The following is a 12897-nucleotide window of genomic DNA, read 5'->3' as shown; positions in this document are numbered from 1 at the left end:
GAGCTCCCTGGGGCATTTCATCAGCCTATCACTGAATTAGGGTGGCCCAATTGGAAAGTTGTTGTCTAGGACGCTGGGGCCACCAGCAGTTGATCGATCTGTTTGGCCGTCTCGAAGAAGAAGGCGGCGTTGTCTTCTGGGGTGCCTGGCAAGATGCCATGGCCCAGATTCAGGATATGCCCACGATTGCCGGCCTTGCCAATGGTGTCGAGGATGCGATCGCGAATGAACGGCTTGGCCCCAAACAGGGCGGCGGGGTCGACATTGCCCTGGACACCCACATTGGGACCGAGGCGACGGCGGGCATCAGCCATGTCGACGGTCCAGTCGACACTGACCATATCTACCCCCGATTCAGCCATCAGCTCTAGCACCCCAGCACTGCCACTGATATAGAGAATCATCGGCGTGTCGGGGTGGGTGGCTTTCACTTGCTGCACGACCCGCTGCTGATAGGGCAAGGCAAACATACGATAATCGATGGGACTGAGCTGCCCAGCCCAAGAGTCAAACATCTGCACCACCTGGGCACCGCTGTCGATCTGATAGCGCAGATAGATAGCGATGTTATCGGCTAGGGTCTCCAACAACTGATGCAGCCGGGCCGGTTCCGAGAAGGCCATGCCCTTGATCACGGAATAGGTCTTGGAACTCTTTCCTTCCACGGCATAGGCAGCCAGAGTCCAGGGGGCACCGACAAAGCCCAGCACCGCCGCGTCATTGCCGACTTCCTGACGTAGGGTCTGCAGAATCGTGCGAATAAAGGGGAGCGATGCCTCTGGATCGAGGGCATGAATTTGATCGATTTGCTCCTGGGTGCGCAGAGGGGGGTCGATGATGGGGCCCTTATTCTCGACGATGTCAAAGGGAATGCCCATGCCTGGCAGAGGCGTCAAGATGTCGGAGAAGAGAATGACGCCATCGGGGCGGAAGGCATGCCAAGGCTGTAGAGAAATTTCGATGGCCAGATCTGGGTTTTCAGATCGCTCCCGAAACGACGGATAGCGATCCCGTAGATCGCGATAGGCCTTCATATAACGGCCGGCCTGCCGCATCATCCACACAGGAGGCCGGTCAAGGGCTTCCCCACGGGTGGCTCTGAGCAAATAGGGCTCCTGAAATCCGGTCATCGACACTCCTGAAAACACTGTCACTAAACCTGGCTGGCGTCCAGCGTCGAAGATTGACTCTTCGAAGATTGACTCTAAGGAAGTGCTAAATCTCGGGCTGGACTTGCTATTAAGCGCAATCGCTAGCTTATCATTCAGCGATTCCCGGGGAATCGTCCTGGCCCGATTTCAATAGCCCTTGTCTGGTCGGGAGGCACCGGCTTAGGCGTAAAATGAAGCTCTGAGACTCTTTTTGACGATAGTTTGGTCGGCCCATGGACATTGTAAAATTTCTTGAAAACACCGCTGGCAAGTGGTTTTCCCAACGCACGACCCACTATTTGACCACGGCCAAGTCCCAGGCAGGCCACTCTAACCTCGAGATTGAATTTCTCGCCAGCGGCGACCCCGCCATCACTCACCTGTGCCAGCAGTTGACCCAGAATCCGGCGGCGGTGCTCTGCGGCTTGCGAATCCACCAGGATAGTCGCCTGGAGGGAGATTCCCTGGCCTACACCGGGTCAACGGTAATGGTGGTCGTGGGGGATAACACGGGTCAGGGACGGCTGCTAAGCCAGACCCAGGGGCTGGCCCCTACCCGAGGGGTCTATCACTTGGTCGACGAGGTCCTGACGGTGATTACCGAGGATGGCTCCATGCGGGCCGAGGAACAGTTTTGGTTTGCCAACCCGAATCTGCGCATGCGCACCAGCATCCTCAAGGCCGATGACCAGGTGCAGATGACCTCGTTCTGTTCGGAAATTCGCATGGGGATGCGCCGTCCGCCTCAGGAGTGATGAGTGCTGGGAAGCGATGGCTGGGCAAGATGGAGCCGTTGGCTCTGGCTCTGGGGCCTCATCGGCGGGCTGGCCTGTACTCCGGAGAGGGCGGCGATACCTTACCAGGCGGCGGCGCCCTCAGCTAGGGTCCTGCAGACCCTGGCCTACCCGCCTTTTTGGCGTGATCCCGCTACGGCGGCCCGGTACCGACGGCAGGGATTAGCCTATCGAGCGGCTCAGCAATATGATCGTGCGATCGCAACGCTGCAAATTGCCACCGCCCTGGATCCTGATGCCGTGGCGGGCTGGGTGATTCTGGGCTGGACCCAACACCTCGCCGGCGACACCAGGGGAGCGATCGCAACCTTGCAGACAGCCCTAGCGCGGATCCCAGAACACGTTCCGGCTCTGAATGCCCTGGGTATCGTCTATTTGGTTCAGGGAGACTTATCAGCAGCGGTCAATACCCACCAACGGGCCATTGCTCTGCAGCCTGACAACGAGGTGGCCCACTACAACCTGAGCCTGGCCTACGACCGCCTCAATCGTCCCCAGGCCGCCATCCAACATGCCCAAACCGCCACCCAGCTTGCCCCCGACAATCCCCACCATTGGCTAGCCCTGGCCCTGGCTCAAATTGCTGCGACTCAGCCAGCTGCCGCCCGTGAGGCCTACCAAAAAGCAATCCGTCAGGATTCCCGCTACCGGCAGGCCGACTTTCTGGCCCACCTGAGCCAGGCGGGCTTCAGCACTCCTCAAATAGATCGCATCAACCACCTGCGGACAGCAATAGTCGACTAAATATAGCCGTCGCCAGTGAGGTTAGAGCATGCCAAACCAGTGTATTCTCTGCATGGCCAACATCCTGATGCTGTTCTCTGCCTTCCCTATGCCCTCCGGGCAGGCTATGCCAACGGCTCCGTTGCCCCTGCAGTTCGACTTCGCTCACTACGAGCGGGGCCGCTACGCGCTTGGCGGAGCCTGACTGAAAGTCATACAGGACAAGCTGCCTTCTGCCCTCTGCCCTCTGCCTTCTGCCTTCTGCCTTCTGCCTTCTGCCTTCTGCCCTCTGCCTTCTGCCTTCTGCCCTCTGCCTTCTGCCTTCTGCCTTCTGCCCTCTGCCTTCTGCCTTCTGCCTTCCCTTCGGCTCCGCTCAGGACAAGCTGCCTTCTGCCTTCTGCCTTCTGCCTTTACTGAGGCTTGCGGTCCAACTGCGCCGCCTGCTCCAAAGCCACCTTTTCCCGGGCCCGATCGGCATAGGGTTGTAGCTGGCTAGGGGGTTGCCGGGTCAAAATACTCAAGTTTTCTAGGCTCAGCCCCCGCATCAACATCTCGACACACCAGGTTTGCTGGGCTTGCTCCAGGATAGGCGGATGGCCACCTGGGGTCAGTAGCTGGTCGGTCCATTGACGCCAGCGCTGCTGTAGGGAAGGAACAGTCAGGGCCTGCCCTGCCTCATCTAGAAACAGGGCCGGGACCTCGTCTTTGCGCCCCTTCAACCACTTGGTGAGGGGATTGTTGGTGTAAGAGCCATAGCGCTTGCCCAGAATCCACTGATTAATGGGCACCTGCCGGATACCTTGAGGCCCCTGGACTAGCAACACCTGCTGCTGATCATCGCTGATGTGGTGAGACCGCTGCAATTGCACCATATCGGCGGCAGACAGTCCCGCTCCAAATAAGACATAGGCCAACGCATAGTCGAGGGATCCAGCTTTGCGGGCCGTCTGTAGGATGGTATGCACTAACGAAGCCGGCAGATCCAGTAGAGTCGGGGGTGGCCCCTCCTGGGCAGGAGTCGAGGCAGCCGGGGTTTCGACTTCTTGCGCCAAGAACCGCTCTAGTATCGAGACAAAGTCGTCTTGAGCTGTTCCAGAGGCCATGGTCGTCACTGGTGAACTCGATGACGGCATAGCCGATCAGCATACTATGTACCAGGCTAATCAGCTGCTGGGGTGTCACCTGGGCCCCTAGGGGAGACTGCTGCAACCAGCCAGCCGCCTGTCGGACGCAACGATTAGCTTCGGTCAGGCGTTGCCCCAGGGCCTGGCGATTCTCGGGAGGATACTGATCGGCTTCCCCAATCAGGGACCGTACTAATTCTGGATGCTGTGCCAACACATGCAAGCACTTACTTGCATACTGGCTTATTCCCTGGGCCAGGGTTCCCTGGGCCGGCAATACCCCCTGCAGGGCTGAGGTGATATCGGCAAAGGGGGGCGCTTCGGCTAGGACTGCCAGCAAGAGCCCATGCTTATTCCCGAAGTGGCGGAAGAGGGTAACCTCGTTCACCCCGGCCAGATTAGCGATTTGGCGAGTAGTGGTGCCACTAACTCCCTGGGACAGAAATAGCTCCAGGGCGGCATGGGTCAACCGTTGACGGGTCGATTTGGAGGGGGTAGCCATAGCCATTGCGGGAGATATCTGCACACCAAGGCAGCCGTTCAATTGTGTGCAAGTGACACTTGCACATCTAGGGAAATATTGCTAAGTTAAAGCAGTGCAAGTGAAGCTTGCATTTCTACAGTAACAGGCTCAAGCCTGAAAGGGAATGTTTATGCTGCCAAACTCTGCTACGGCTACTGCCCCCCCCCTAGAGCATCGGACTTCGGGGCTTGGTTGGATTAATACTACCTTCTTCGGATCCTTCCATGTCTTAGCATTACTGCTGGGCCCCCTATACTTCTCCTGGCCAGCCTTGGCGGTCGCCGTGGGGCTGCACTGGTTGTTTGGGGGGGTGGGTATCTGCTTGGGATACCATCGTCTCTTGACTCATCGTAGCTTTCAGGTGCCGCGTTGGTTGGAATATGCGATCGCAACTCTGGGGGCCTTAGCGATTCAAGGGGGCCCCGTCTTTTGGGTGGGGGGGCATCGCCAGCATCATGCCTTTACTGAAGACGTCGACAAAGATCCTTACTCTGCCAAGCGGGGCTTTTGGTGGAGCCATGTGGTCTGGCTACTGGCCCCCCAAAACGGCACCTTTAACCGGCGACATTACGGCAAATATGCCCCCGACATCGTCAGAGAGCCCTATTACTGTTGGCTCGACCGCTACTTCCTACTGCTGCAGATTCCCCTAGCGGTTTTGCTCTATGCCTGGGGCGGTTGGTCCTTCGTGATTTACGGCATCTTTGTGCGAGCCGTGTTGCTGTGGCAAGCAACTTGGCTAGTCAACTCAGCCACCCATCGCTGGGGCTATCGCACCTTTGCTGATACCGATGACGATTCCCGCAATCTCTGGTGGGTCTCTCTGGTTACCTATGGCGAAGGCTGGCACAACAACCACCACGCCTGTCCCCGCTCTGCTCAAACCGGCTGGCGCTGGTGGGAAGTAGACGTCACCTGGTGGACTATACAACTGCTGCGCCGTTTAGGGCTAGCCCGTAAGGTAGTCGCCATGACACCAGCCGGCACGACTCGGCGCTTGCCCTAGCCCGCCACTGTCTCAGGATATCGGCTATGGTCGGTTCTTGAGAAGAGCTGGATGGCATGGCAAAGTCGCCCAAGGCCGATCCTTATCGTAGCAAGTCAGTTGGAGCGACCGGAGCACCATGCCGCCCCTGTAGCCACCTGTAGGCGGAGGGGATCAGAAATAAGGCCAAGAAGGTGGCCCCACCGACGCCGCCGGCAATGGCCACGGCTAGGGGAGGCCAGAAGGCACCTCCTGCTAGTAACAGGGGCACAAACCCAACCATGGTGGTGAAGGTGGTGGCCAACACATGGCGGGTAGAGCGGCTGACGACGGCTTGTATGGCTCGCCTATCCCCTAGACGGGCCTGAGGATGGCTATCTAGGGCGGCTAGTACCACGATGGAGTCGTTGATGGCCACGCCAATGAGCCCGACGGTGCCAATGATGGGGTTAAAGCCGAAGGGATACCCAAAGCTGGCTACGGAGAAGAGCCCCAGGCCTATGGCTGCGATCGCAACTACCCCAATCAGGGCCGCCAATCGAAAGGAGCCTAAGGAGAGGACCAGGGTACTGACCAGCAATACCCCCAACACCCCGACCGTAGACACCAGATTGCCGATGGCCTGGGACCGCTCCTCGGCTTCTCCGCCAAATTCAAGCCGATACCCAGGGGGCAGGGTCTGGGTCTGTAGCCGCTGCTGGAACTGGGCTAGCACCGTGGCTGGCAACACCCCGGCCCGGACAAACCCCTGAATCTGATTGACCCGCTCGCCGTTGTAATGGCCAATTTGGGCGGGTTTGGGCACCAGTTGCACAGCCCCCAGGCTGTCTAGGGGGAGCCAGTCATCCTGGCCCGGCAGCGCTAGGGGTAGGGCGGCAATCTGGTCCAGGCTGGCCCGGTCGGCGTTGGTCAGCCGCACCTGTACCGGCAGGTCCTCGGTCGTCTCTAGCACCGAGCCCCCTAGAACCCCTTCTAGAACTTGATCCAGCCGTTGGGCTACGGTGCCGTGGTCAAGCCCAGCCAGGCGCACGGCCGTTTCATCCAGCACGAATTCCAGCTGGGGCAGGGTCTCATCTAGGCTGGCCCGGGTGTGGGTCACCGCCTCTAGGGCCACGAGCTGCGATCGCACCTGCTGACCCAACCGCCGTAGCTGCTGCAGGTCATGGCCAAAGAGCCGCACCTCAATCGGAGCCTCGAAAGGCGGTCCCTGCTCTAGCTGCCGCACCACCGCTCGCACCGTAGGAAAGGCTCGATCCACCTCTGCTTGCAGGGTGTGGGTCAGGGCGGGAGACGAGAGCCGATGCAGCTGTACCAGGGCCTGACCGTAGTTGGCCTGGTGTTCCCGACCGCCGGTGAGATTGTAATAAAAGCGGGGAGCACTGCTGCCCACAAACCAGTGCACCTCGTCTACCTGGGGATGGCGCCGCAACCGTTGCCGCAGACGCTGGCCCATGGCCTGGGTCTGCTGAATCGAGGCCGCTGCCGATAGCTCCAACTCAACGGTCAGCTGATCCCGATCACTGGCTGGAAAGAACTGCTGCTCTAAAAACGGTGCCTGCAGCAAGCCCAAGCCAGGCAGTAGCAAGGCCAGGGCAATGCCCAACAGAGGCCGACGCAGGGTCTGGCCCAGCAGCCGGTCATAGCCGTGGGCTAACCAGGGTAGGCTGAGGCCACGCTGCCACCAGGAGGCCCCCAGCAGGCGTCCCCTGTGGAGATAGGCAGCCAGGGCCGGAATCACCGTCATTGACAGCACCAAGGAGCAGGACACCGCCAGAATTACCGTCAACCCGATGGTGCCGACGAACTCTCCCACGCTGCCCGGCAGCAGGGCAATGGGCATAAAGGCCAATACCGTGGTCAGGGTGGAACTGAGCAGGGGCACAGCCAAGTGCCAGCCACTGCGGTCAATGGCGACCTGGGGGGGGACCGCCGTGGCTTCCCCCTGATTCAAGTGATGGTGCACCTCATCCACCATGACAATGGCCGTATCGATGAGAATGCCCAGGGCCACAATCAACCCTGTGATCGACATCTGATGTAAGGGAATGGCCAGGAGGTCCATCAGTCCTATCACCAGCAGCAGGGTTAGGGGTAAGGCCACCCCGACGATCACCGCCGCTTGCCAGCCCATCATCCCCAGGGTGACCCCAAACACCAATATGGCCCCCAGCAGCAGATTCAGCAGCAGGGTCCGGAGCCGCTGGCTGACATAGCGACTCTGGTCGAAGAGAATCTCGATCTCCAGGTCACTGGCCAGCTGGGTCTGTTGGGCCTGCAGGAGAGGATAGGCCTGCTGGGCCCAGCGATCGAGGCGATAATCCGACTGCACCAAGGCCCCTAGCACTACCGCTGGTTGCCCGCCGGCTAGGGCTAACTCCTGCAAGGGCTCCAGGGTGCCTCGACGCAGCTGGGCCAAGTCTCCCAAGTAGGCGGTCTGGCCGCCATCGCCCAACCGAATCGGAATCTGGGCTAGACGAGCCAGGGAATCCAGCGCCCCTGCCACCGCTAGGGGCAAGGTGTGCTCAGGACTGCGCACTTGCCCGGCCGCCACTTTGGCGTCGCTCTGGCGAATCTGCTGAGACAGAGATTGGGCTGTCAGCCCCATCCCAGCTAACCGAGCCGGATCCACCTCCACCACCAGGGCCTCCTCTGGGTCGCCAAAGACATCTACGGCCTCGGTGCCGGGCAGAGCCTGCAGCCGCTCTTTCAGGGCCGCGGCCAAGCGCCTGAGCAGCCGGTAATTGGGAGGATCTGGTCGAGTCCAGGTCAGGGCCACTACCAGGGCGTAGGCCTTCACCTCCACCTGCTCCAGGTCGGGAGCCGTGGTGCCCGGGGGAAAGGCAACGGCGGCGTCCTCTAGCCGGTCCCGCACCCGAGACCAGATGCCGTCTACCTCCCCGGCCTGGACATGCTCAGACAGTTCGATCTCGACGATGGAACTGCCCGGGCGAGAGGTGGATTCATAGGTGAGAATTTCTGGGATATCGGTGATCTCTGCCTCGATGTTTTCTGTCACCAGGGCTTCTATGCGCTCGGCACTGGCCCCGGGCCAAAAGGTGGTGACGACGGCATTGCGAGAGACTAATTCCGGATCTTCTAGCCGCGGCAGGCTCTGAAAGGCAGATATCCCCCAGACCCCGATTAAGATTAACGCCAGGATCAGCAGGCGGGGATGGCGATAGAAGCGACTGAACATAATGGACTGCCATTAGATAATGTGCCGTCGAGTACTAAGGAGCCAAGTGCACGAGTTGCCCTGGCACTAGGCGTTGGCTACCATCCCTGACGATACGATCCCCTGCCTGTACTAGGCCCTGCACGAAGGCGCGATCGCTTTCCGTATGCAAGACCTCCACCTGGCGCGGCTCTACCCGGTAAAGGCTGGCATCATCCTGCTGGGGGACCAGGGCATAGGTAGCCCACAACCCTTGCTCTGCCGGCACCAGGGCAGTCATGGGGAGCCAGACGCCACGGCTAGGGACAGTCTGGACCAGCTCTAGGGTGACGAGCTGTTCGGGAGCGAGGTGGCTGGGGGCCGCCGCCAAGCTGAAGACGGTAATCTGAGTGCGTGTCAGGGGATCGACCTCGGGTAGGCGGGCGGTGAGGATGCCCCGATAGGATTGGCCAGCGATCTCTAGGTCATAGGGCTGGTCTAGGGCCAACCCATCGGCCACGGCCACTGGCAGGCCCACTTGTACGTCTGGAGAAGCCTGCTCCACCAGCCGCAACACCGGCTGTCCCGCGGAGACGATGGTGCCTTCGTCATGATGGCGGCTGGCGATCGCACCGGCAAAGGGGGCGGTAAGCGTGCGCTTCTCGATGGCGATGGCAATATCGCTGAGGCGGGCTTGCAGTTGTTGCACCTGGGCCTGCTGGGCGGCAATCTGCTCGGTGCGGGTACCGTTGAGCAGTTCCTGCAACTGGCTACGGGCCGCCGCCAGCCGATCCTCTAAGGCCGCGGCATTGAAGGCCACCAGATCCCGCTCTTCCTGGGAAATGGCCCCAACTTGGTAGAGATACTGCCGCCGTTGTCGGCGCAGCCGTGCCAAGGTCAGTTGATCCTGCAGGTCTTGCACCGTGGCTCGGGCGGTGGCAATGGCCTCGGGGCGAGGGCCATTCTGCAATTCTGCTAGCCGGGCCTGGGCCTGCTGATGTTGGGCCAGCAGTTGCGATCGCATCGCCTCTAAGCGGCGGCTATCCAGCTTGGCCAAGACCTGACCAGCCTGCACCGGCTCCCCCCGATCGACGCCCACCCAGATCAACTCTCCCCCCTGCTCAAAACCGAGGTCACTGGCACGCCCTGCCACCACCTCACCGGTATACTGGCGGGTCACCGGGTAAGACGGCATCACTTCAGCGGTCACCGCGGCCACTGGCAATCCTTCCTGGGGCGGGGGCTGAGGCGAAGACTTAAGGATCCAGAGACGATGGCCCCCCACCAAAGCCAGGCTAGACAGGAGCACGCTAGCAGCCAGGGTGATTTTAGGGCGACGTCGTAGAGCCGAGGCAAACGAACGGGAAGTCATGGCTAGATGGGGTAAGGGCTAGGGGCGGGCCAGCTGCCGTTGGCGGCGCTTGATCTTCAGGGCTAGCCATCGCTTCCAGGTGGCTAAGGCGGCTTCCTCAGGCTGGCTCTGTTGCCAGGCGGGCCGTTGGCTGATACGACCATGCCAGGCGGCCAGAGCCGGATAGTCGGCCAAGGCTACCCCCAGGCGCTGCATCAAGGACATGGTGCAAGTGGCAGTGATATCGGCCAGGGAGAGACTATCACCGCCGAAGTAGGCAGCATTCCCTAACTGTTGCTCTAGAAACCGCAGCCCCGGCTCCAGGGCAGCGCCAGGCTGGCACTCTATCCCTTCACTCTCGGCCACTAGAGCCGGTAGGTGGGGGGTTAACTCATTTACCACTACCATCTGCACCATGCGCATCCGAGCCAGGGCTACGGGCTTGGCTGGGGTTAGGGGCGGTGCTGGGTATTGGGCCTCCAGGTAGTCCAGGATAGCCAGGGACTCAATCAGGATGAGCTCCCCATCTGCCAGCACCGGCACATGATGGAAGGGATTCAGGGCCAAAAATTCCGGTTGCCATTGCTCGCCATTGAGCTGCACTAGGCGCGCTTCGAAGGGCAGGCCCTTTTCAAGCAGGGCAATCCAGACTCGCCGCGCCACAGGGGAAAGGGGATGGTAGTAAAAAGTCAGCATGGTACGTGCTTGTAGAGGGCAGTCGTCTTGAGACCGATCGGTCTTTTTCGGATCAAAAAAACAGGTGGAGCTTATGGGGATCAAGGGCTGGCCCGTAAGTCGTCGATGTAGTGCTCCAGGTGGGCCTGGCCTCGTTCCAGGTGGACGCGATCGCCATAGAGTTTCGTCATCATCAAGGCCCCTTCCAACGTGGAAATGACAATCGTAGCCACCGTATCAGGGTCTACTGCCGGTCGCAGTTCTCCCGCCTTCAACCCCTGCTGTACTAGCCGCCGAATCAATCGCCGCCACTCACCCATGGCCCCTTGGGCTTTCTCCCGCAAGCCTGAGTGGGTGTCATCACTCTCGATGGCTGTATTGAGCAAGGGGCAGCCCCCCTGCAAGGGCACCTGATCCGGGGCGGTGCAGAAGGTCCCCACGATCACCTTAAGGCCAGCAATGGCACCAGGGGTGTCCTGCAGGGCCTCTCGATAGCGTTGACTCACCTGCTGCACCGCAAAGTCAAAGGCGGCCAAGGCTAAGTCATCTTTGCTGGCAAAGTGGTTGTAAATGCCGCCCTTCTTTAACCCAGTCGCCTGCATGATGTCGGCCATAGACGAACCGGCATAGCCTTGCAGGTTAAACAAGTTGGCAGCCCGCTGAATGATACGGGCACGGGTGAGGTCGGCTTTAGCCATGGTCAACACTTAAGACCGATCGGTCTCTTCGAGAGTAGCAGAGCGATGGGGGAAAAGCAACCTAGGGCATATCAAGGCTTGTAGGCGTTATATCAGGCAACATTGCCCTTCTACAGGTGTTCTGATGGTCTTGATAGCCTGACGTCATAAAAACCCCGACCCTAAGGCCGGGGCTTAAGTGTGCAGTTGTCGTCGGAGGAAAGCAGGAAACGCGTTTAGAGGAATAAATTATTGGCTGCTCAGATATGACTGCATTATGCGTAGTTTTTTCCTAGGCAGGGGTGATATCTGTCGCGACATCTTCGTGATTCTGGCGCTATGTCCCCGTGATGGGGGCTACGAATCCTCGTGATCCTGAAGGACCGGTGATGTGCGTCAGATCACGGGGTAGCTAGCGGAAATCAAGTTGGAGAGAGAACCTGGCAGAGGATACCATGGCTGTCAGTGAATCCTACGCCTATTGCCACCTCCAACGCCATGGATGCCTTGCCAGCGCTGACGACTGACACCATTTGGGCAATTCTTAACGACACCCTCGATGATGACACCGTGAACCGTTTGGTATGGCATCATCTCGGCTATCGCTACGACCCTGCCAACGATGCATGGCAAACTGACATGGTCGAGCCGACCTGGGCGGAAGCTTATCCCATCCCGCCCCATTTCATCGAGAGCCGTCCGGCCACTGTGAAGCTTACCCGCTCCATTCCCAAAGACAATAAACAACTGCTGAAAACCTACCTGGGGTTCAAGGGCTACAGCGTGGACCAGTTGATCCCTCGCCTCACCCGTCGGGCCACCATGGCCAACTGGCTGCTCAGTGTCATGCAGCAACAGGGTTTGCTGGACGCCATGGATTAGCCATCACCTATTAGATTTACGTCAGTCAATCGGCTTGCCATCTCACTGGTGAGCCTCCAGGTATCAGTGGTGACTGCCAGAGTGTCAGTGGTGACTGCCAGAGTGTCAATGGTGACTGGCTGGAGTCTCGACCGTGAGGCTCTAGATATCAGCGATGACTGGCGGTTGCATTCATGGGAGTTTAATCCTGATCGACTTTCGTTGCCTTTTGCATCACGGACAATAACGTGACGCTGAGCAAAATCCAAATCCTTTACGCGCAACCGTAGACCTTCGTTGAGCCGTAAGCCACTACCGTAGAGTATCTGAATCACGAGGCTGGGACTCTTGGTCACCCGGCTGAGTATTGATCTCACCTCAGCTTTGATGAGTACCGTTGGCAAATACCGGGATGGCCTAGCGCGAACGGCATTGATAGAGCTGCCTAGGTCTTGATTCAAGACCTGGCGGTATAAAAACAGCAGAGCACTGAATGCCTGATTTTGAGTAGAGGCTAACACCTGCTTTTCAACGGTGAGATGAGTCAAGAATGCCTCAATCTCAGCACTACCCATTTCCTTGGGATGCTGCTTGTTGTGGAAAAGGGTATAGCGATGAATCCAGCCGACATAGGTCTGCTCAGTTTTATAGGAATAATGTTTAAGCCGAATAGCATCTCGAACCTGGTCGAGCAGCTTCCTAGGTTGGGGGTCCATAGGCGAGTAGCAGACACATAAGTAGAACTAATGTGCTAAATATTACACTGAAATATGCTCTTACTCTAAATAAAGTTTTGCTGAAGTTAGCCGGATAACTCACCGTTTCAAGGCTATTATCCGCGTCAAGTGCTGGATAACACCTATGATTGGGATCTTATCG

12 protein-coding genes and 1 pseudogene are annotated in these 12897 nt (G+C 59.0%); 5 read left to right on the top strand and 8 right to left on the bottom strand.

The annotated features are described in order from the left end of the window. Nucleotides 1–65 precede the first annotated feature (65 nt). On the bottom strand, nt 66–1130 hold the full coding sequence (hemE, locus tag XM38_RS08960; RefSeq protein WP_088429564.1) for a uroporphyrinogen decarboxylase: 1065 nt from the start codon (nt 1128–1130) through the stop codon (nt 66–68). 254 nt (nt 1131–1384) lie between these two features. Here hemE and XM38_RS08955 point away from each other — a divergent pair, with 254 nt between their 5' ends. The 3 genes from XM38_RS08955 to XM38_RS25880 are packed head-to-tail and all read left to right on the top strand — an operon-like array spanning nt 1385 to nt 2873. Continuing rightward, nucleotides 1385–1906, top strand: a complete 522-nt coding sequence (locus XM38_RS08955) for a phycobiliprotein lyase (RefSeq protein ID WP_088429562.1) — start codon at nt 1385–1387, stop codon at nt 1904–1906. Nucleotides 1907–1909: 3 nt separating this feature from the next. Next, nucleotides 1910–2689 (top strand): tetratricopeptide repeat protein, encoded by a 780-nt coding sequence (locus XM38_RS08950; RefSeq protein ID WP_225889248.1) that lies wholly within the window; start codon nt 1910–1912, stop codon nt 2687–2689. Nucleotides 2690–2717: 28 nt separating this feature from the next. Then, the gene (locus XM38_RS25880) at nt 2718–2873 is read left to right on the top strand and encodes a hypothetical protein (protein WP_187329341.1); all 156 of its coding nucleotides are present in this window, start codon (nt 2718–2720) and stop codon (nt 2871–2873) included. A 205-nt stretch (nt 2874–3078) separates the two neighbouring features. On the opposite strand, the gene XM38_RS27570 is transcribed toward XM38_RS25880, so the two are convergent. Further along, complete coding sequence (locus tag XM38_RS27570; RefSeq protein WP_256995566.1) at nt 3079–3771, bottom strand: hypothetical protein; 693 nt, start codon at nt 3769–3771, stop codon at nt 3079–3081. Between the two features lie 409 nt (nt 3772–4180). After that, nucleotides 4181–4294, bottom strand: a pseudogene (locus tag XM38_RS28815) (TetR/AcrR family transcriptional regulator); the annotation flags it as partial. 151 nt (nt 4295–4445) lie between these two features. On the opposite strand from XM38_RS28815, the gene XM38_RS08935 reads away from it, so the two are divergent. After that, the gene (locus XM38_RS08935) at nt 4446–5321 is read left to right on the top strand and encodes an acyl-CoA desaturase (protein WP_088429560.1); all 876 of its coding nucleotides are present in this window, start codon (nt 4446–4448) and stop codon (nt 5319–5321) included. A gap of 82 nt (nt 5322–5403) precedes the next feature. On the opposite strand, the gene XM38_RS08930 is transcribed toward XM38_RS08935, so the two are convergent. The 4 genes from XM38_RS08930 to XM38_RS08915 all read right to left on the bottom strand — a co-directional run bounded on the left by XM38_RS08930 (nt 5404) and on the right by XM38_RS08915 (nt 11178). Further along, nucleotides 5404–8496, bottom strand: a complete 3093-nt coding sequence (locus tag XM38_RS08930) for an efflux RND transporter permease subunit (RefSeq protein ID WP_088429558.1) — start codon at nt 8494–8496, stop codon at nt 5404–5406. Between the two features lie 34 nt (nt 8497–8530). Then, nucleotides 8531–9826 (bottom strand): efflux RND transporter periplasmic adaptor subunit, encoded by a 1296-nt coding sequence (locus XM38_RS08925; protein ID WP_088429556.1) that lies wholly within the window; start codon nt 9824–9826, stop codon nt 8531–8533. An 18-nt stretch (nt 9827–9844) separates the two neighbouring features. Then, nucleotides 9845–10501, bottom strand: a complete 657-nt coding sequence (locus tag XM38_RS08920) for a glutathione S-transferase family protein (RefSeq protein WP_080811949.1) — start codon at nt 10499–10501, stop codon at nt 9845–9847. Nucleotides 10502–10581: 80 nt separating this feature from the next. Next, on the bottom strand, nt 10582–11178 hold the full coding sequence (locus XM38_RS08915; protein WP_080811951.1) for a TetR/AcrR family transcriptional regulator: 597 nt from the start codon (nt 11176–11178) through the stop codon (nt 10582–10584). Between the two features lie 477 nt (nt 11179–11655). On the opposite strand from XM38_RS08915, the gene XM38_RS08910 reads away from it, so the two are divergent. Further along, a complete protein-coding gene (locus XM38_RS08910; protein WP_080812070.1) occupies nt 11656–12039 on the top strand; it encodes a DUF1823 family protein in 384 nt (127 codons plus the stop codon). Here the strand turns inward: XM38_RS08910 and XM38_RS08905 are convergent. After that, complete coding sequence (locus XM38_RS08905) at nt 12036–12734, bottom strand: phage integrase N-terminal SAM-like domain-containing protein (RefSeq protein WP_080811953.1); 699 nt, start codon at nt 12732–12734, stop codon at nt 12036–12038. The two genes, XM38_RS08910 and XM38_RS08905, sit on opposite strands and share 4 nt — an antisense overlap. Nucleotides 12735–12897: the final 163 nt, after the last annotated feature.

Source organism: Halomicronema hongdechloris C2206, from assembly GCF_002075285.3.
Taxonomy (GTDB): Bacteria; Cyanobacteriota; Cyanobacteriia; order Phormidesmidales; family Phormidesmidaceae; genus Halomicronema_B; species Halomicronema_B hongdechloris.
The sequence above is the reverse complement of the archived record's forward strand: the minus strand, read 5'-3'. Positions and strand labels throughout refer to the sequence as shown.

Excerpts from the sequence above, each read along its gene's own strand:
- hemE (WP_088429564.1), bottom strand. The coding sequence starts at position 1,130 with ATGACCGGATTTCAGGAGCCCTATTTGCTCAGAGCCACCCGTGGGGAA.
- XM38_RS08955 (WP_088429562.1), top strand. The coding sequence starts at position 1,385 with ATGGACATTGTAAAATTTCTTGAAAACACCGCTGGCAAGTGGTTTTCC.
- XM38_RS25880 (WP_187329341.1), top strand. The coding sequence starts at position 2,718 with ATGCCAAACCAGTGTATTCTCTGCATGGCCAACATCCTGATGCTGTTC.
- XM38_RS27570 (WP_256995566.1), bottom strand. The coding sequence starts at position 3,771 with ATGGCCTCTGGAACAGCTCAAGACGACTTTGTCTCGATACTAGAGCGG.
- XM38_RS08935 (WP_088429560.1), top strand. The coding sequence starts at position 4,446 with ATGCTGCCAAACTCTGCTACGGCTACTGCCCCCCCCCTAGAGCATCGG.
- XM38_RS08930 (WP_088429558.1), bottom strand. The coding sequence starts at position 8,496 with ATGTTCAGTCGCTTCTATCGCCATCCCCGCCTGCTGATCCTGGCGTTA.
- XM38_RS08925 (WP_088429556.1), bottom strand. The coding sequence starts at position 9,826 with ATGACTTCCCGTTCGTTTGCCTCGGCTCTACGACGTCGCCCTAAAATC.
- XM38_RS08920 (WP_080811949.1), bottom strand. The coding sequence starts at position 10,501 with ATGCTGACTTTTTACTACCATCCCCTTTCCCCTGTGGCGCGGCGAGTC.
- XM38_RS08915 (WP_080811951.1), bottom strand. The coding sequence starts at position 11,178 with ATGGCTAAAGCCGACCTCACCCGTGCCCGTATCATTCAGCGGGCTGCC.
- XM38_RS08910 (WP_080812070.1), top strand. The coding sequence starts at position 11,656 with ATGGATGCCTTGCCAGCGCTGACGACTGACACCATTTGGGCAATTCTT.
- XM38_RS08905 (WP_080811953.1), bottom strand. The coding sequence starts at position 12,734 with ATGGACCCCCAACCTAGGAAGCTGCTCGACCAGGTTCGAGATGCTATT.